This window comes from Agrobacterium rosae (assembly GCF_002915175.1).
In the GTDB taxonomy this organism is placed as follows: Bacteria; Pseudomonadota; Alphaproteobacteria; order Rhizobiales; family Rhizobiaceae; genus Agrobacterium; species Agrobacterium rosae.
This window is the reverse complement of record NZ_NXEJ01000003.1, coordinates 60,744-78,246: the sequence shown is the minus strand read 5'-3', so window position 1 is coordinate 78,246 and position 17,503 is coordinate 60,744. Positions and strand designations below refer to the sequence as shown.

Sequence of the window (17,503 nt, the reverse complement as noted above, 5' to 3'; positions counted from 1 at the left end):
TTTGATGACCGATCTTCTGATTACCAACGCAAGACCCATGGGTGGCGTAAAGGCCGATATCCTGATCAAGGACGGACGCATTGCTGCAATCGGCGAGAAGTTGGCAGCCGACGGCGTTCCTGTCGAGGATGCCGGTGGACGCATCGCCATTCCCGGTCTGGTCGATGCCCATACCCATCTCGACAAGTCGCTGCTGGGATATCCCTGGTACGTCAACACGGTTGGCCCGCGGCTGATCGACAAGATCGACAATGAGCGCGCGGTAAAGCGTGAATACGGCCTCGACGCCCATGTGCAATCCATGCGGCAATCGTTGCAGTCTGTGGGCTATGGCACGACGCTGATCCGCACCCATGTCGACATCGACACCGACCAGGGTTTGATCGCACTGGAAGGCGTCATGGAAACGCGGCGTCAGCTTGCGGACGTTGTCGAAATTGAAATTGTCGCCTTCCCGCAATCAGGACTGATGCGCAGACCCGGCACCGCCGAGCTGCTGGACAAGGCCATGGAAATGGGTGCCGATCTGGTTGGCGGTCTCGATCCTTGCGGCATGGATCGCGATCCGAAAGGACATCTCGATACCATCTTCGCCATTGCCGAAAAACACGGTAAAGGCATCGATATCCATCTCCACGAAGGCGGAGAGCTGGGTGCATTCTCCATGGAGATGATCTTCGAGCGTATCCGTGCCATGGGTATGCAGGGCAAGGTCGCGGTCAGCCATGCCTTCTGCCTGGGCCTTCCGGATTGGAACGTCTCGCAAGCACTGATCGATACCTGTGCCGAGCTGGATATCCCTATTTTCACAACGGCACCCCCATCTCGTGAAGTCCCGTCGCTGAAACGTCTGCATGCGTCGGGTGTTCGCTTCGGTGCCGGGGTGGATGGTTTCCGCGACACATGGGGACCCTATGGCAATGGAGACATGCTGGAACGGGCCATGCTGCTGGGCATGAAGAACAATCTGCGCCGCGATGACGAGCTTGCCATGGCTCTCGACGTCTGCACCACCGGTGGCGCTCTGGCGATGGATCGTCCCGCCCATGCACTTGAGGTGGGCGGTCGTGGTGACGTCGTGCTTGTCGAAGGCGAAAGCGTCGGCGAAGCTATCGTTACACACCAGCCGCGCAAACTCGTGGTCACGGCGGGCAATATCGTTGCGCGCGACGGTGCAAGCCTGAGAGCACGACCATGACGAATGCTGACTGGTCCACGCTCCCTCTCGGCAAACGCCCGCCCGGTCGCTGGGCGCTGGCCGCGCGTTACGTGATTGCCGACATGCCGGACGGCAGACGCCTGATCAACGGCGGTGAAGTTGTCATCGAGAATGACCGCGTCATCTGGGTCGGGTCCCGCTTTGGCGGCGAGTTGGCCGCACGTTACGACATGGGTGACGCCCTTATCGGCCCTGGTTTTGTCGATCTCGATGCGCTCTCCGATCTCGATACGACCGTGCTCGCAATGGACAACCAGCCCGGCTGGAAAAAGGGGCGGGTCTGGCCTTCCGATTACGCAGCAAGAGCCTATGAAATGTATACACCAGAGGAGCTGGCCTTCCAGAAGCGTTATGCGTTCGCTCAGCTGCTTCTTAATGGCATCACCTCGGCGCTACCCATCGCGTCGCTTTTCTATCGCGCTTGGGGCGAAACGGTCGCCGAATTCGAGGCAGCCGCCGTCGCCGCAGAAGAACTCGGCATCCGCGTCTGGCTTGGCCCGGCCTATCGCACAGGCGGCGTCATCCTTGACGAAGCGGGCGCTATGCAGCCGGTGTTTGACGAGGCGCGTGGACTTAGCGAGCTTTCGGACGCTGCGGCTTTTGCCAAAAGGGTTGACGGCGCCGGAAATGGACTGATATCGGGCATGTTCGCTCCGGACCGTGTCGAAACCTGCACGGAGGAACTGCTGCGACAGACATTTGGCCTTGCCGATGATCTGGATATGCCCGTGCGTTTGCACATGGCGCAGGGCGAAATGGAATTGCAAACCGTCCAGCGCCTACATGGCACCACCGCTCCGCAATGGCTTGATGGTCTCGGCTTCCTCTCCTCTAGACTGATCGCGCCGCATGCGACAGTGGCGACCGACGACGATCTGCTGCGGTATGCGGCAAACGGCGTCACCGTCGCCCATTGTCCGCTTGTGTCTGCGCGGCACGGGTCGTCGCTCAAATCCTTTTCCCGACTGAAAGCGAAGGGCATTCGCATCGGCATGGGCACCGATACGGCCCCGCCCGACATGGTGTTGAACATGGCCGTTGGTATGATGGCAAACAGGATTGCGGAAGCGCGCGTTGATGCCGGATCGGCCACGGAGTTCTACGATGCAGCGACCCTTGCAGGAGCCGACGCCCTGAAGCGCCCTGATCTTGGACGCATTGCGCCAGGTGCAAAGGCCGATATCGCAGTATTCGACATGGCGGACCGGAGGATCGCGCCGAGCATCGATCCCATCCAGACGCTTCTCTATGGCGCTACTGGTCGCGTCACCCGCGCGACAATCGTCGATGGGCGGATTTCCATGCGCGACGGGCAAGTGGCCGGAATCGATCTCGTCGCTGCCCGAAGCCAGGCGCAGCAACAATTTGACGGTCTGATCGCGCGTTATCCTGAGCGCACCTACGACCATCCATCGGTGGAGGACATCTTTCCGCCCAGCTATCCTTCCTTTCAGAGTGAGGTGTCGTCATGAACTCTGCAAGTGCCTCTCCTGCTCTTGAAGTCAAAGGTCTTTCTGTCGAATTCCCAACCCGCGGTGGCGTTCTGACGGCGTTGTCCGATGTGTCCCTGACGATTGCTCGGGGCGAGATCCTCGGTGTCGTGGGCGAGTCGGGTGCAGGAAAGTCGATGACCGGCATGGCCGTTCTCGGACTTCTTGAACCGCCAGGTCGCGTCGCTTCCGGCGAAATTCATATTGGCGGCAAACGGACGGATAATCTGAACGATGACGAGATGGAAAATGTGCGAGGCCGCATGGTCGGGGCCATATTTCAGGACCCGCTGACCTCGCTCAATCCCCTGTTTTCCGTCGGTCAACAACTCATCGAAACCATCCGGCTGCATTCAGACCGGAACCGTGCGCAGGCGCGGCTTCATGGCGTTCACCTGCTGCAACAGGTGGGCATTCCCGGTGCGGACGAGCGCATCGATCATTATCCGCACCAGTTTTCCGGCGGCATGCGGCAACGCGTCGTGATCGCATTAGCACTTGCTGGAAATCCGCAACTGATCATCGCCGATGAACCGACAACGGCGCTTGATGTCTCGATACAGGCGCAGATTACCAGCCTGCTGCGCAAGCTGTGCCGGGAGCAAGGTGCCGGCGTCATGTTAGTCACCCACGACATGGGGGTGATCGCAGAGACGGCTGACCGCGTCGCAGTGATGTATGCGGGCCGCATCATCGAGATCGGCACTGTTGAGGATGTCATCTCCCGCCCGAAACATCCTTACACGCGCGGCCTGATGGGCTCGATTCCAGCGCTTGGCGCGCGTGTCGAACACCTCACCCAGATAGACGGTGCCATGCCACGACTGAATGCCATTCCGCCTGGCTGCGCCTTCAATCCACGCTGTCGTGCCGTCGGTCCACGCTGTCTCAAAATCCGCCCGGCGCTGATACCCCAGGCCCACGGTGCCGTCGCCTGCCTGCTACATGATGGAGGTGTTGCATGAGAAGTTCCCAAAATGCCCTTGAGGTCGATCAGCTAACGCGGGTCTTCGATGTTTCGACGCCCTGGCTGAACAGGATGATCGAGCGCAAGCCGAAACGTTATCTGCATGCCGTGCAGGATGTCACCTTCATCGTCCAAAAGGGCAAGTGCCTGGCACTTGTCGGCGAGTCCGGCTGCGGGAAATCGACGGTAGCGCGGCTCGTGACGCGGCTTTACGCCCCGACCGAAGGAGCCATCGTCTTCGCACCGGCCAGCGACGGCAAGCCGATGGAAGCGCAGATGATTTTCCAGGACCCGCATGCAAGCCTCAATCCGCGCTGGCGCGTCGGCGATATCATTGCCGAACCCATCCGCGAATTCGGCCTGCGCGACAGTGCAGAGGCCGTGACCGAGCGTGTGGCCGATCTGCTGAAGATCGTTGGCCTCTCACCCGATGACAGCAAGCGTTATTCGCATGAGTTTTCCGGTGGTCAGCGTCAGCGTATCTCGATTGCCCGTGCACTGGCCAGCGAGCCGGAATTCCTCGTCTGCGATGAACCGACATCGGCTCTCGATGTCTCGGTGCAAGCGCAAATCCTCAATCTGATGCGCAAGCTTCAGGACGAGCTTGGGCTAACATACCTGTTTATCAGCCACAACCTGGCCGTCGTGCGCCACATGGCAGACCGGATTGCGGTGATGTATCTCGGGCGGATCGTGGAGGAAGCTGATACGGAAGTCCTGTTCGCTAACCCGCAGCACCCCTACACGAAGTTGCTGCTCGAGACGATCCCGGATGTGGCCTCCCCCAATCGTGACCGGGCACTGATGGGCGGCGAACCGCCCAGCCCGCTTGATCCCCCAAAAGGTTGCGCCTTCCACCCACGCTGTCCGCTTGCAGCAGATATTTGCAGCACGGAAGCACCAGTTTCACGCGTGCGCCAAGGCGGCGATGTTGTCGCTTGCCACATGGCCCCGCTTTAGTGCGGCACCGCGCGATAACGTATATGAGGAGAATTTTCATGAGTACGGACAAGACTGTCTTCACCAACGCCAAAATGGCCGACGGCCTGTTGCGCGATGTTCATGTGGAGGCTGGACGGATCACCTCGATTGAGGCTGTGGGTTCGGATAGGATATCCGCTTCCGTAATCGACGTCGCCGGGGATTTACTCGTACCGGGTTTTGTCGAAGGACACATTCATCTGGATACGAGCTTCTACGGCGACACATGGATGCCGCATCGCCCCTGCACCAATGGTTTCGACGTGCATGAGCGGGTCGCATTCCAGGCGGAAAACATGGCTATCGCCGCGCCGATGGACAAACGCGCGCGCGACCAACTCGATCTTTGCATCGGCAATGGAACGCTGCACATGCGCAGCCACGTCATGGTGGATGGCTCCGTCGGACTGAAATCGCTGGAGACCATTCTGGCGGTTCGTGAAGACTACAAGGATCTGATCGATATTCAGTTGGTCGCTTTTCCCCAGAGCGGAATCCTCAAAAGCCCCGGCACTTCGGAACTGCTGGATGAGGCAATAAAACTGGGTGCGGACCTCGTTGGCGGCCTTGACCCCGCAAGCTTCGACCGTGATGTGAACGGCCATCTCGATGTCGTTTTCGGCGTGGCGGAAAAACACGGCGTAGACATCGATATCCATCTTCATGACGCCGGAAGCATGGGCGCTTTCACCATTGAGGAAATTTGCGCACGAACAGTCGCGCTCGGCATGCAGGGCCATGTGGCAGTCAGCCATGCCTACGGGCTTGGCGACCTTGCCCCGTACGAAGCCCGCAAGATTGCCGCGACGATCGCCAGAAGCGGCGTCTCGATCATGACAAACGCGCCCGGCAACCATAATTTTCCACCTGTGGCACTGTTACGGCAGGAAGGGGTGACGGTTTTCAGCGGCAGCGACAACATCCGCGATTCCTGGTGGCCATATGGCGACGGCGATATGCTGCATCGCGCCGAAATCATCGGCTACCGCTCCGGCTTCTACACAGATGGTGAATTGAAAGCGGCATTCGACATTGTCACAAGCGAAGGCGCGAAGGCTCTTCGTTTAAACAACTACGGTGTTCACGTTGGCGCGAAAGCTGACTTCGTCACAGTTGCAGCGACTTGCGTTCCCGAAGCAGTCGTCGCATTTCCAAAAAATCGCCGGGTCTTTAAAGGCGGCAAAATGGTGGCGAATGGGAATAGAATCATCCGTTGAAAAGCGGTACTTGATCTGCGAGACCATATCCCGGGTGAAGGAAGTTACGAATATTGGCTTGAGGAGCCGATAGAGCGTTTCCATTGAACAAGGAAACGCTCTATCGGCCATTTTGTCGTCAAGGCTTCAAAGAAAGGCGCGCATTCGCTCTGCGATCTCAGCAGCATGCGTTTCCAGCGCAAAATGTCCCGTATCGAGGAAATGGATTTCTGCGTCTGGAAGATCGCGCCGGTAAGCTTCCGCCCCGGCCGGGATGAATGCCGGATCATGGCGCCCCCATACCGCTAACAGAGGTGGGCGGTGCTCGCGGAAATAAGACTGGAAGTCAGGATAAAGCGCAACATTGTTACGATAGTCTAGGATCAAATCCAGTTGGATATCGTCTGCACCGGGCCGAGCCATATAGGCGATGTCAAGTTCATACCCATCCGGTGACAGCAGTTTCGGATCAGCCCCGGTTCCATATTGCCAGTTGCGGATCGTGTCCGGTTCCAAGGAGGGACGGCAAGCTTCCCGGTTCGCTGCATTTGGTTCACGCCAATAGGTTTCCCAGGGTCCCCACTGGTCGCTGAACCCATCCACATAGGCGTTGCCATTCTGCGAAACGATGGCCGAGACCCGCTCAGGATGGCGCATCGCCAGACGCAATCCCACCGGCGCACCATAGTCGAAGATGTACAGCGCATACAGATCAAGCGAAAGAGCTTCGGTGAAACCCTCAATAATGTCGGCAAGGTGATCAAACGTATAGTCGAACGTGCCCCGCGGCGGTGCCTTCGTCTGCCCGAAGCCGGGCAGGTCCGGCGCAATGAGCCGAAAACGGTCGGCAAGCAGCGGCATCAAATCGCGAAACATGTGACTGGCGGTCGGAAATCCATGCAGTAGCAGGATCACCGGCGCATCACTTGGGCCGGCCTCTCGGTAGAAGACGTCAACATCGCCGATTTTTTTAGTTCCATAACGGACTGTCATCATATGATCTTTCTTTGGTTCTCCAGAAAGATAGTGCATTTCAGACTGGAGAATAATAAGAAACTTCTGCAAAGCTTGATTGCAGAATTGGAAACTCCGATGGACCGTCTTGAAGCGATCTCAATCTTCGTTGCTGTGGTAGATTACGGTTCCCTTGCCGGTGCTGCCCGTAAACTCGGCCTTTCTCCGGCCTCGGTAACGCGGGCTGTCGCACAGTTGGAAAACACGACAGGTGAGCGGCTTCTTGAGCGCACGACTCGTCGCTTTGCGATGACAGAGGCCGGCGAGCGTCATTTATCGACGTATCGATCGGTTCTGGAAGAGCTTGCTCGTCTTGATTCCCGTACCCAAGACAGGGATATCAGTGGCAACGTGGTGATCACCGCACCCGAACTCTTCGGGCGCATGAAAGTGATGCCCGTAGTCGAAAGCTTTCTGACAGCGCATCCTCGCGTGCAGGTTCGCGTGCTTTTCCTGAACCGCATAGTAGACCTTGTCGGCGAAGGTGTGGACATCGCCGTTCGCCTTGCGGATTTGCCGGATTCGTCGATGAGTGCCGTTAAGATAGGTGAGGTTCGTCGACTAACCTGCGCCGCCCCGTCCTACCTCGCCGAACGCTCTATGCCGAGCCGTCCCGCCGATTTGGCCAACCATTGGTGTATCGGCTTGAACGAGGGTGGAGCTCAGGAGCTGTGGCCCTATAGGGAAAGCGCGACAGCCCGCCGTGTGCGTTCGTTACGCGTAACATGCCGAATTGCATTGAACAGTGCGGGCGCGGCAATCGAAGCCGCCGAACGCGGAATGGGTATCGTGCGCCCGCTTTCCTATCAGGTTGAGCGACAGATCGCACACGGAGCTCTTGTTCCCCTTCTTCCCGAATACGAGCCCGATCCAATGCCAGTGCATCTTGTATTCCAGCCGCTACGGTTCGAAGGGGGAGCCCTACGCACTTTCATAAACTTCGCCGTACCTATCCTGCGAAAATCGGTTGCGGCACAGTGACGTCTTCGTTGAGACGCTCTCAAGGGATGACCTCACTCGAAACCATCCCAAGTAGATCAAATCGCTCATATGACCGTCGACTGAAAACATTCCCGTCCATCAGGCCAAAAGCGTCGCCTCAACGGCTGCGTCAATGAAGGCGTTCCGAGCTCCTTCATCCGCCGACCCGCGAGCAACGGCATCGCTGCATTGGCTCTTGGCTTCAACATAGAGAGGGCCATGTTCTGCGGGCCAGCGATTGTTCAGCGCGTCGAACGCTTCGACCGGGCCCTTAATCATCTCAGCATGACCGGTCCCTATCCGAACGGACACAGAGTTCTTCCATTCTATGGACATAGGTTCTCCTTGCCAGCTGTATGCCGGTACCCATAGGTGGGCATCCCGTGTGTGATGCGCAACTGGTGTCACGCCCGTCCGCATTTGCATCGCCATTGATGGCTGGAACGGACTCCCCCGGGGGATGCCCTATCTGCGATGGGATTTCCCCCTTTTTGCCGAGAGATGTGTTATGGAACCACTGTCACCCATTTTTTGGTGACGCAGGGGACACAAGATGGCATCGAAATCGGCGGTCGCTAAGAAAATGGGGGAAAGCATTTCATATGAGCCCCAGGAATTTGCGTTAAGGCATGGCATCCATCTGGAAGATGCTCGGCGAATCCTGACGCTCCACAAAGATGATCGTGACTCCTCAAACAGGGCAGCTCACAATCTCAACGGACTAAACTGAATCCATTTTACCACGGTTTATCGAAACACCTGATAAGATCAGGTGTGTTAGGCACCTCTATGCCGCGTCACTTTGATGCTGCCGCCGCGTGCTGGCGCACAACCGTCCTCGGCCACAATTTGACGTCGCCATCCGGCACCCAGTTGATCTTACGCATATCGTCATTGTAACGATATGCCCGGCTCTCAATATCAGAGAATTTCTTCTTTAGCAGGGACTCGTCTCCGCCGATCGGATTTGCTATGTACCCGCCAGAAGCTCCCTTGGGGCAAGGTTTCTAAAAAAAGTGCAACATCAGATCGACCTGCAGCGCCGAGCACTCTATGAAGACGGTTCAGACGAATAGTGGGACGTGCTTTCTTACCGTAAGCACCGCATCACGATCAGGATTAACAAAATAAGGAATGTAAATTGAAGGTAGATGTCCGAGATAACAACGTTGAGCAGGCTCTTCGCGTGCTCAAGAAAAGAATGCAGCGAGAAGGCGTTTTCCGCGAAATGCGGTTGCGTGAGCATTTCGAAAAGCCGTCGGTCAAACGGGCCAGAGAAAAAGCAGAGGGCGTCCGGCGCGTCAGGAAGATGGCTCGCAAGAAGTTGGAACGCGAAAGCGGGATTGCTGCCCCTAAGAAGACAATCAGGCCTGCGCGTTAAGTCTACTGCGAAATAGCGGTGCCTTTTTTGCCAACCGTCGTCAACCACGGTCCCGTCCGCATCCAACGCGTTGCGGACAGCTTTGGCGACTCTGGCGAAAAGGCTGGCAACCGAGGTCGCCGAAGATGGCGGTCTCAGCCCTGCGATGCTCTGATCCGCTTATCTTGGGTCCGGCTCATCGTCACCGTTAGTATTTGAAATAGAAAGACCACGAACTTGACGCCGACGCTTCATCTCCCCAACCGTCCGTTTTCGCTGGCAGCCAATGTTGTTTCGATACCTCGCGCTTACTTCTGGTCTCCGCCCATTATCCTCGCGCTGGCTGCCTTTCTGCTTTTCTGGGAAGGACCGGGCGTTTATCGCGATTTCCTGATCAGCCAGAACCCGGTTGTGGTGGAAGACGGTGACATTCAAGATGGTCAATGCACGACTCGAAAAGCGATCCTCACCGACTGCAAAGCTAGGCTTGTCTATAATGTCAACGGCCAGAGCTATGACACGAAGGTCGAAGTCATGTTTGTCGATTTTCATGTGGGAGACTATGAGACAGCACTGGTGATCTCGGCAGACCACCCCGAATTGGCGACGATAAGCCTTGGCCTCGACAAGCTCTGGAACCGGATCATAACGCTCGCGCTCTTCACCGTTGCACTGGGCGGTATGGGCATCGCGATGATCTTTTTTACCCTGCGCATTTTACGGGTTAAGAGCCAGCTACGCCGACCTGCTTTGCTCAAGCCCATTCCGGTTGAAATCACCGCCTTCGACCGCAAAAAAAATACTCTCTCCGTTACCTACAACGACAAGGTCGCCACCGATAAAACGGGCCGGTCCGCTTACACACACATGACCCAAGGTGCTGAGCCCTTGATCGTCGGCGAAGCCAACGGCAAACTTCTGGGCTTGGCTGTCCGACATGGCAACACGGCCCTGCCCATGCTCTTGGACGATCGCCTTCAACGTGTTGCATTGACCGACAACGAGCGAACCGCGGCGCTGGTGCCCTTCGCGGATCATATCGGGATCGATCAAGCGCCGGTTATCGGTGCGCCGAAAAAGACGATGTCGGCCTGGAAAGGCCTGCAAATTTTCGTCGGAACGTCGCTTTTGCTTATCGTCGGCATATTCGGCTTTTGGCTCTGGTATGTGACGACATCCCCAACCCAGTTTCAGTCTCCCGGCATGGACATCAACAATATGATGCCCGCTCCACTGAACCGCTGGGGCTGCGACCAACTCAAAACACGCTTCGGTCAAGACCGAGCACCATACGGATGCACTGCTGGCGACTACATGAGTTGGAAGTAGTGTTAGTCAAATCCTTGAAAGGAAATGAACCGCGAACCCGGTTATTTCCGGCGTTTAACGACCATCGATCTCAATGGAATCGTGAAATTTCATGCGCAAGGACCGATAAAGTTCGAGGCTGTAATGGGTTGTCGTCGCAAACAATCCGACGATTGCTCCGCTGGCTGATCCAGCGCAATATCGTTGCTATCCCGAAGTCCGTGCGCAAGGAGCGGACGGCTGAGAACTTCCAGGTCTTCGACTTCGAGCTCGACCAGGAAGACGTCACAGCCGTTGGCTCGCTCGACCAGAAAACCAGCAGCTTCTTCGATCATCGTGATCCGGAAAAGGTGAAGTGGCTTGGCACACGCAAGCTGTAAGTCGGTCTGACCACAGCGTGCCAGCCTTGCTGTCGAGTTCGATGCAACGATGCGAACAGTGTCTACACGGCAACCGGAGAATATTGCAGCCAGCCATAGCACATCAAGGTCAAAGATGATGTCGTAACGGCTTTGATTGTGTCACCGTATTCATATGCGCCCCGTTCTCTCGAGCGTCTCTCCGCCTTTGCCCAGGCCGTATCGAGAGTCGTGGTCTGCAAGCGCACCGATCAGGTCAAGGTTGGCAAGCTACCACGGCAGGATTTTAATTTACGGCGAGACTGGGGAAAATTGGTTTACTATTCACTGATACTCCACATAACGGCTGACCAGTCTACTACGTCGGCAAGGTCCGGACGGTAAGTTTGGTGCTGTCTGCGGACAAATATTGTTGTTGTCGTTAGATTTCCTTGGCCCGCCGAAACCGCAGACCCAGCTATAGATGTGACAATAATGGCCCATGATCCTGATTTGAAGCAGCAATACCGATCGCCCCACCATTGGCTGCGGTCGCAGGTTTGCCATCAATCGGCTTCGTAATCATCAGGCGGCCACCGTGGTGTATGTAGATCAACCGGCCTCTTGCATCCGTTTCTTCAGGGCGTCCTCCAAGAGCGACAAACGTTGCGTCATAAAATGCTTTGGATCGCTCCAAATCGTTACTGCCGATCATGACGTGGGTAAACATGCTCTACTCCTGCTGGCTCAACATCCCGGATTTACAAACCTAGTTGATTGGCGTCGTTGCACCAAACATCAATTCACCCGGCGTCAGGAAAATTTCAGCCACAGAAAAAAGGCTCCGAACAATGTCCGGAGCCTTTTCTTGTTGTCGGAACCATTATGCACGATCGACGACGTTTTTCACTTTTTCTTTTGCTTCGCCCTTGGCCTGCTGTGCATGACCCTTGGCCTCTTGCGCCGCGCCTTTGGCTTCCATTTCATGGTTGTCGGTCGCGTCGCCGACAGCCTGTCGGGCTTCGCCAGCTAATTCGTTGGCTTTGCCTTTAACCTTGTCCATTGTGCTACCCATTGTCGTTCTCCTTTTTTGAGCTGCATTGTTCGATCGGTAAAACAACGGATAACTGCGCTTTCTGGTTCCTCTGAAATTGCCAATCTTCTCGACGAACGGATTAACTCTTTATCAAAATGTCTCCGCCCAGCCGTTTCCCGCGCACGCTTTTACCTGCTTGCCGTTGGCGTCGGATAACTGCTGGTTTGCACGAGAGCTTCATGGAATTGAATGGAGGCGATTCGTCCGTTGATTGCCATCATGCTTGATCCGAGCAAGATGCGGTGCCGCTTCTCGAAGATGCTTGGCGACTAAGCCGTTCCGGCAAGCGCTCGAGCTCCGCCGGTCCTCAGGCTTCCAGGTTCAGGAACCATCCGGCATCAATCTCGCTTACTGGATATAGAAGCACAAAGGAAGGCAGCACCGACGTGTCCGGAGCCAGAATTCGCGTTATCGATCTTGAAACAGGCGGCAACGGCCCGGACGACGTTTGCGAGATCGGCTGGCAAGATGTCATCATGGACGAGTCCGGAAACTGGGATGTCGTCGATGAGCGCGGTGCACTTTTCGTCAACCCTGGTCGCCCGATCTCACCCGACACGATGGCCATCCATCATATCCTGGACAGCCAAGTTGCCGACGCGCCATACTGGAAGGAAATAGCATCAACTGTTCTTCGTCCACCCGGCCGCATCGATGCCTTGGCCGCTCATCGAGCAGCCTTCGAGCAAAGGTACTGTACGCCGCGGTTTACAGGTGGAACGCCCTGGATTTGCACATGGAAGTGCGCCTTGCGTGTCTGGCCACACCTTCCCCGGTTTTCCAACCAGATGCTGCGTTATCAAAGAATGCCGGTCGGGCTGGTGCACAAAATCGGATTGCCAGCCCATCGAGCGATGCCCGATGCCTATGTTACGGCTCATCACCTGCGAGACATGCTGAACGAAACCTCGCTTGAGGATTGCTTGGCATGGAGCAATGAGCCAGGTCTTTTGCCGCGCGTTACTGCCGGACCGGATCGGGGAAAATCTTGGGATCGTATCAGCACCCAAGCGCTCAACGTGCTTATCGCGGATCGGGATGTAGACGTACGATTCAGCGCACAGACTGAACTGACCCGTCGTCATGAAGACAAACCGTCTCAGAATGCGGAACCCGCGCAAGGAACGCTTGGATTCGAATGAACGAGAAGCATCCAAACACGCTCGATGGTCGCTACTTTGTCGTCCGGGGACGGCTCTGGCGTCGAAGTAATCCCGAACTCGATGAGATCACGCGTGCGGCACTGGTGCGCGAGTTGATGGCCGCTCGGAGGGCCGTTCGGGACGCAAAGGCATCTTCGCCAGCAATGGCAGAAGCTCGCAAAAGAGTGGATGCCGCCAAAGTTGCCCTCGGCGAACGCGGGCCCGTATGGTGGTGTGATGACGCGCCGGATTTCAACCGACATCTGGCGAAGAATACCCCATACTCTGCATGGTTTGCACAGTTGGAAAAGGAATGAAGTGGTACCCCAATTCTTAGCAAGCGGAGGCATACGAATGGAATTTGATCTTGCGCGCTTCGTTACAGCGCAGCATGACCTCTACAGCATAGCCCTGCATGAATTGCGTGCCGGTCGTAAGCAGTCGCATTGGATGTGGTTCATCTTCCCACAAATTCGCGGACTTAGTCGTTCGGATACTGCGCGCTTTTACGCGATCTCTGGACGCTCGGAGGCCGAAGCCTACTTGAGACATCCTATTTTGGGACCCCGCTTGGAGGAGTGTACGCACGCCATGCTCAGCCATCCTGATCTCAGCGCACATGACATTCTCGGATTTCCCGATGACCTCAAGTTTCATTCCAGCATGACGTTGTTTGGTGCCATCGCACAGGGTGGCTCGTCGTTTAAAGCCGCGCTTCAGATGTTTTATGAAGGTGAGGGCGATCAAGCCACGCCCGCAGCGTTGTAAAACCATAGCCAGATAGTTCGTTGACTTGAAAGCGGCGAAACACCATCTGTGCAGAATGCCGAAGCGTGAAAAAGATGACATCGAACTGATCAGAACATGGACCCTGCCAGCCGCTGTAACAATGGGGTCGGCGGTTCGTGCGAAAGGTGTTTTGCAAGAGATACAGGCAAGGCTGCCTGCAAGCTCAAAAAAGTCGATCTCGCTGGAAGGCGTCGATCTCACACTGGCGATGTCGGCTAGCGAAAAGACCGTATTCAACGCCGTGGCGACCATCGCTACGAAGGTGATAACCGACGCCGGTGCACTACCGGTCATTCCGCGCGAAATCGAGGACATCCTAACCATCAAGACCAGCGAGCGACATCGTTGGCTAGCCGACGGGCGTCTGCCGAGCGCCGGTACCAGAACCGTCAGACTGAACGGACGCGCCCGTCAGATTACGTTTCATGTCTTTGACCCAAAGGTGGTGGAGGATCTTCTCGACCGTGGAGTCGTGGAAGAGTGGCGGGTTGAAGATGCCGAAGCAAAAGCTGAAAAGAGGCAGCGAGTTGCGTATCAGGCAAAGCTGACGCGGTCGCTCAAGCAGGAGGCTGCGAAGCGCTCCAAGTTGTCGAAAGATAGCTCCAAGGATACGCCCCCGAAGCTCGGCGGCTGGGAAGAGTTCGACGTCGACGGACTGCTCCGTTGAGATTGTTTCCTAAGCTGGGTTTCGCGCGGTCAATCCGCTTGGAGTTGAACATCCCGCGCCTGTCGCCCTCTTGAACTCAATGACGAACTACACACCGTAGCGCACAGGCGGAAGTCGACGCTGACGAACTTCGGGTACCGGTTGGTCGCGATAGCAGTTGGACAGACGGCTTCTTCCCTGAACAGGGAAGCGTTTTCCTATCCGAAAGACGTTGATCAAATCAGGATATCCGATATAGACATGAAAGCAGTCTATTTCGGGAGCCATGACCTTGAGCCGCAATTTTCTTGTCGTTGATCCCGAGGAGCATCAAACGGTTCTCAAGGCTCTCGCCTCACCCACCCGCATCTCCATGCTCAAGCTGCTTCAACAGAAGGGGCCGATGAATGTCAACGACATCGCCGCGGTGCTCAGCCTGCCGCAATCCAGCGTTTCGACAAGCGTCCAGTTGTTGCAGGAAGCCGGATTGATCCGCACGGAAACAATCAAGGCGCGCAAGGGAAGCCAGAAGATTTGCGAGTGTGTTTATGACGAGGTCCTGATCGTTCTGAAGGACAATATCAAAGAGACCGAACAGAACGCCATCGAAGTGTCGATGCCGTTGGGGCTCTATACCGGCTTCGAGGTATCCGCGCCATGCGGTCTGTGCTCGGTTGATGGCATCATCGGATTGCTCGACGTGCCGAGCACCTTCCTCGACCCGGACCGCATGAAAACCGCACTAATCTGGTTCACAAGAGGCTATGTCGAGTATCAATTTCCCAACAATGCAAGGCTTGCCAACGCACGGATCCGGGAGATCGAATTCGCTTTGGAACTGAGTTCGGAGGTTCCAGGCACCAGCGCGGACTGGCCGTCTGATATCACGCTGGCCGTCAACGGCATCGATGTTGCGACCTGGACTTCTCCGGGGGATTTTGGCGATCAGAGAGGCGTTTATACCCCGGACTGGTGGAAATTGAAGGGCTCGCAATACGGTAAGCTGAAGAGTTTCCGCGTCAATGAAGACGGTTCCTATGTCGATGGTTTGCGGATTTCCGACGTGCGACTTTCAGACCTGAAACTTGAGGCCCACCACTCCATTCGCCTGCGTATTGGCGTGAGGGAAGACGCAAAGCATCCGGGCGGAATCAATATTTTCGGTCGGGGTTTTGGCAATTACGATCAAGACATCCTGCTGCGACTTCGGACACGCTAGGTCCATACACGTGTGCAGCGCACAACACTTTTAACTTGACGGCCCGAACGTTCTTGGCTCTATTTATCTTAAATTGTGATATATATCATGAATACGGATATAATGGAGAACAACATGAAGGCGTCGGTTATCGCCCACCGCAAGTTCAAGATCGCGGAGATTGATCCGCGGCTCTATGGATCGTTCATCGAGCATCTCGGCCGGGCGGTCTATACCGGGATCTATGAGCCGGACCATCCGACTGCCGACGAAAATGGCATGCGCAAGGACGTCATCGACCTCGTAAGGGAATTGGAGGTTCCGATCGTACGCTATCCAGGCGGAAATTTTGTGTCAGCCTACAACTGGGAAGACGGTATCGGCCCGAAGAAAGACCGTCCTGTCAGGCTCGACCTTGCCTGGCACACCTCGGAAAGCAATCAGGTCGGTATTCATGAATTTGCCGACTGGTGCACCTCCGTTGGCACAGAGATGATGCTGGCCGTCAACCTCGGCTCGCGCGGTCTCGACGAGGCACGCAACTTTCTTGAATATGCCAATCACGAAGGCGGCAGCACCTGGAGTGACAAGCGCCGCGCCAATGGCCGCGAGGCTCCCTTCGACGTGCGTCTTTGGTGCCTTGGCAACGAGATGGATGGCCCCTGGCAGATCGGCCACAAGACGGCGGACGAATATGGCCGGCTCGCCCATGAGACGGCCAAGGCAATGCGCGCTTTCGACAGCCGCCTTGAGCTGGTCGTTTGCGGATCCTCGAACGCCCACATGCCAACCTATCCGCAGTGGGAAGCAACGGTTCTCGAACACACCTACGACGAGGTGGACTACATATCGCTGCATATGTATTTCGAGAACCGCGCCAAGGATACGGCAAACTACCTTGCCCGCAGCCTTGAGCTAGACGCCTATATCGGCACCGTTGCCGGGGTCATCGCCTATGTGAAATCGAAAAAGCGATCGGAGAAGGATGTTTACATCTCCTTCGACGAGTGGAACGTCTGGTATCACTCCAAGGAGAAGGACCGCGCAATTCTCGGCGGCAGCAATGGCTGGCCGGAAGCGCCTGCACTTCTGGAAGACGACTATAATTTCGAAGATGTGCTGCAGGTCGGCTGCATTCTCAACACGTTCATTAATCGATCTGACGTGGTGCGGATCGCCTGCCTTGCCCAACTCGTCAACGTGATTGCGCCGATTATGACGGTTCCGGGCGGTCCAGCCTGGCGCCAGACGATTTTCTATCCCTATTACTATGCATCGGTTTACGGACGCGGAACGGCGCTGAAGCTGATGGTCGATAGCCCGACTTACACAGCCGATGACGTTGGAGCCGTGCCTTATCTCGACGTTTCGGCCGTTCACGACGACGCAAAGGGCAATGTGACGTTTTTTATCGTCAATCGACACCTTACCGACGCGCTGGAGCTCGATGTTCAACTGCTGGAATTCGGTGCTCTTTCGATTGCAGACGATCAGGTGATTGGCCATCCCAATATCAACATCACGAACACGGCAGAAAAGCCCGAGAACGTCGTGCCCGTAAAAGGAGATGGAGCCACACTCGACCAGGGACGGCTCACCGTCTCGATTGCACCGCTGAGTTACCGGATGATCCGCCTTTCGGCCTGATTGAGCGGGGAGACGAATGCGCCAGATGCCACTGTGGAGGGGGCGTCCGGCGAACAGATGAGGGAATGACGGGCGGGCGGGCCGGAAAGCGCGCAGGCACGGGGGAGGACAAGATGGAAACCCGAAATACG

18 protein-coding genes and 1 pseudogene are annotated in these 17,503 nt (G+C 56.3%); 15 read left to right on the top strand and 4 right to left on the bottom strand.

The window, feature by feature from the left end:
- Nucleotides 1-4 precede the first annotated feature (4 nt).
- The 5 genes from CPJ18_RS06100 to CPJ18_RS06080 are packed head-to-tail and all read left to right on the top strand — an operon-like array spanning nt 5 to nt 5,874.
- Nucleotides 5-1,198, top strand: a complete 1,194-nt coding sequence (locus CPJ18_RS06100) for an amidohydrolase family protein (protein WP_077106417.1) — start codon at nt 5-7, stop codon at nt 1,196-1,198.
- Nucleotides 1,195-2,691, top strand: coding sequence for an amidohydrolase family protein (locus CPJ18_RS06095; RefSeq protein ID WP_077106418.1), 1,497 nt, complete (start codon nt 1,195-1,197; stop codon nt 2,689-2,691). Before CPJ18_RS06100 ends, CPJ18_RS06095 begins: the two co-directional genes overlap by 4 nt.
- The gene (locus tag CPJ18_RS06090) at nt 2,688-3,674 is read left to right on the top strand and encodes an ABC transporter ATP-binding protein (RefSeq protein ID WP_077106419.1); all 987 of its coding nucleotides are present in this window, start codon (nt 2,688-2,690) and stop codon (nt 3,672-3,674) included. Before CPJ18_RS06095 ends, CPJ18_RS06090 begins: the two co-directional genes overlap by 4 nt.
- On the top strand, nt 3,671-4,636 hold the full coding sequence (locus CPJ18_RS06085; RefSeq protein ID WP_103657424.1) for an ABC transporter ATP-binding protein: 966 nt from the start codon (nt 3,671-3,673) through the stop codon (nt 4,634-4,636). The genes CPJ18_RS06090 and CPJ18_RS06085 overlap by 4 nt, the downstream gene beginning before the upstream one ends.
- Nucleotides 4,637-4,674: 38 nt before the next feature.
- Nucleotides 4,675-5,874, top strand: coding sequence for an amidohydrolase family protein (locus tag CPJ18_RS06080; RefSeq protein WP_103657423.1), 1,200 nt, complete (start codon nt 4,675-4,677; stop codon nt 5,872-5,874).
- A gap of 126 nt (nt 5,875-6,000) precedes the next feature.
- Here CPJ18_RS06080 and CPJ18_RS06075 read toward each other — a convergent pair whose 3' ends face one another.
- Nucleotides 6,001-6,846, bottom strand: a complete 846-nt coding sequence (locus CPJ18_RS06075; protein WP_077106444.1) for an alpha/beta fold hydrolase — start codon at nt 6,844-6,846, stop codon at nt 6,001-6,003.
- 99 nt (nt 6,847-6,945) lie between these two features.
- Between CPJ18_RS06075 and CPJ18_RS06070 the strand changes: the two genes are divergently transcribed.
- On the top strand, nt 6,946-7,848 hold the full coding sequence (locus CPJ18_RS06070; RefSeq protein ID WP_077106445.1) for a LysR family transcriptional regulator: 903 nt from the start codon (nt 6,946-6,948) through the stop codon (nt 7,846-7,848).
- A 99-nt stretch (nt 7,849-7,947) separates the two neighbouring features.
- On the opposite strand, the gene CPJ18_RS06065 is transcribed toward CPJ18_RS06070, so the two are convergent.
- Nucleotides 7,948-8,184: a DUF982 domain-containing protein gene (locus CPJ18_RS06065; RefSeq protein WP_167397847.1), complete on the bottom strand. Its 237-nt coding sequence runs from the start codon at nt 8,182-8,184 to the stop codon at nt 7,948-7,950.
- 805 nt (nt 8,185-8,989) lie between these two features.
- On the opposite strand from CPJ18_RS06065, the gene rpsU reads away from it, so the two are divergent.
- From rpsU to CPJ18_RS06045, 3 genes are all read left to right on the top strand, one after another.
- Complete coding sequence (gene rpsU, locus CPJ18_RS06055; protein WP_067653058.1) at nt 8,990-9,229, top strand: 30S ribosomal protein S21; 240 nt, start codon at nt 8,990-8,992, stop codon at nt 9,227-9,229.
- A gap of 216 nt (nt 9,230-9,445) precedes the next feature.
- Nucleotides 9,446-10,537, top strand: coding sequence for a hypothetical protein (locus CPJ18_RS06050; protein ID WP_077106423.1), 1,092 nt, complete (start codon nt 9,446-9,448; stop codon nt 10,535-10,537).
- 128 nt (nt 10,538-10,665) lie between these two features.
- Nucleotides 10,666-10,896, top strand: a complete 231-nt coding sequence (locus CPJ18_RS06045) for an aldo/keto reductase (RefSeq protein WP_244554261.1) — start codon at nt 10,666-10,668, stop codon at nt 10,894-10,896.
- A 460-nt stretch (nt 10,897-11,356) separates the two neighbouring features.
- Here CPJ18_RS06045 and CPJ18_RS06040 read toward each other — a convergent pair.
- A pseudogene (locus CPJ18_RS06040) lies at nt 11,357-11,584 on the bottom strand (VOC family protein); the annotation flags it as partial.
- 153 nt (nt 11,585-11,737) lie between these two features.
- Nucleotides 11,738-11,929, bottom strand: a complete 192-nt coding sequence (locus CPJ18_RS06035) for a CsbD family protein (protein WP_077122061.1) — start codon at nt 11,927-11,929, stop codon at nt 11,738-11,740.
- 407 nt (nt 11,930-12,336) lie between these two features.
- Here CPJ18_RS06035 and CPJ18_RS06030 point away from each other — a divergent pair, with 407 nt between their 5' ends.
- From CPJ18_RS06030 to arfA, 6 genes are all read left to right on the top strand, one after another.
- Nucleotides 12,337-13,092 carry an exonuclease domain-containing protein gene (locus CPJ18_RS06030; protein ID WP_077106425.1) on the top strand — a complete coding sequence of 252 codons (756 nt, stop codon included), beginning with the start codon at nt 12,337-12,339 and terminating at the stop codon, nt 13,090-13,092.
- Nucleotides 13,089-13,409, top strand: coding sequence for a hypothetical protein (locus CPJ18_RS06025; protein ID WP_077106426.1), 321 nt, complete (start codon nt 13,089-13,091; stop codon nt 13,407-13,409). Before CPJ18_RS06030 ends, CPJ18_RS06025 begins: the two co-directional genes overlap by 4 nt.
- Before the next feature lie 37 nt (nt 13,410-13,446).
- Nucleotides 13,447-13,860 carry a DUF1810 domain-containing protein gene (locus tag CPJ18_RS06020; protein WP_077106427.1) on the top strand — a complete coding sequence of 138 codons (414 nt, stop codon included), beginning with the start codon at nt 13,447-13,449 and terminating at the stop codon, nt 13,858-13,860.
- A gap of 55 nt (nt 13,861-13,915) precedes the next feature.
- The gene (locus CPJ18_RS06015; RefSeq protein WP_077106428.1) at nt 13,916-14,548 is read left to right on the top strand and encodes a hypothetical protein; all 633 of its coding nucleotides are present in this window, start codon (nt 13,916-13,918) and stop codon (nt 14,546-14,548) included.
- Nucleotides 14,549-14,819: 271 nt separating this feature from the next.
- Complete coding sequence (locus CPJ18_RS06010; protein WP_103657557.1) at nt 14,820-15,746, top strand: ArsR/SmtB family transcription factor; 927 nt, start codon at nt 14,820-14,822, stop codon at nt 15,744-15,746.
- A 114-nt stretch (nt 15,747-15,860) separates the two neighbouring features.
- Complete coding sequence (gene arfA, locus CPJ18_RS06005; protein ID WP_103657556.1) at nt 15,861-17,372, top strand: arabinosylfuranosidase ArfA; 1,512 nt, start codon at nt 15,861-15,863, stop codon at nt 17,370-17,372.
- The last annotated feature ends 131 nt before the right edge of the window (nt 17,373-17,503 follow it).

What these genes read in the sequence shown, in the direction of transcription:
- CPJ18_RS06100 (WP_077106417.1), top strand. Translation starts at nt 5, where the DNA reads ATGACCGATCTTCTGATTACCAACGCAAGACCCATGGGTGGCGTAAAG.
- CPJ18_RS06095 (WP_077106418.1), top strand. Translation starts at nt 1,195, where the DNA reads ATGACGAATGCTGACTGGTCCACGCTCCCTCTCGGCAAACGCCCGCCC.
- CPJ18_RS06090 (WP_077106419.1), top strand. Translation starts at nt 2,688, where the DNA reads ATGAACTCTGCAAGTGCCTCTCCTGCTCTTGAAGTCAAAGGTCTTTCT.
- CPJ18_RS06085 (WP_103657424.1), top strand. Translation starts at nt 3,671, where the DNA reads ATGAGAAGTTCCCAAAATGCCCTTGAGGTCGATCAGCTAACGCGGGTC.
- CPJ18_RS06080 (WP_103657423.1), top strand. Translation starts at nt 4,675, where the DNA reads ATGAGTACGGACAAGACTGTCTTCACCAACGCCAAAATGGCCGACGGC.
- CPJ18_RS06075 (WP_077106444.1), bottom strand. Translation starts at nt 6,846, where the DNA reads ATGACAGTCCGTTATGGAACTAAAAAAATCGGCGATGTTGACGTCTTC.
- CPJ18_RS06070 (WP_077106445.1), top strand. Translation starts at nt 6,946, where the DNA reads ATGGACCGTCTTGAAGCGATCTCAATCTTCGTTGCTGTGGTAGATTAC.
- CPJ18_RS06065 (WP_167397847.1), bottom strand. Translation starts at nt 8,184, where the DNA reads ATGTCCATAGAATGGAAGAACTCTGTGTCCGTTCGGATAGGGACCGGT.
- CPJ18_RS06035 (WP_077122061.1), bottom strand. Translation starts at nt 11,929, where the DNA reads ATGGGTAGCACAATGGACAAGGTTAAAGGCAAAGCCAACGAATTAGCT.
- CPJ18_RS06025 (WP_077106426.1), top strand. Translation starts at nt 13,089, where the DNA reads ATGAACGAGAAGCATCCAAACACGCTCGATGGTCGCTACTTTGTCGTC.
- CPJ18_RS06020 (WP_077106427.1), top strand. Translation starts at nt 13,447, where the DNA reads ATGGAATTTGATCTTGCGCGCTTCGTTACAGCGCAGCATGACCTCTAC.
- CPJ18_RS06015 (WP_077106428.1), top strand. Translation starts at nt 13,916, where the DNA reads ATGCCGAAGCGTGAAAAAGATGACATCGAACTGATCAGAACATGGACC.
- arfA (WP_103657556.1), top strand. Translation starts at nt 15,861, where the DNA reads ATGAAGGCGTCGGTTATCGCCCACCGCAAGTTCAAGATCGCGGAGATT.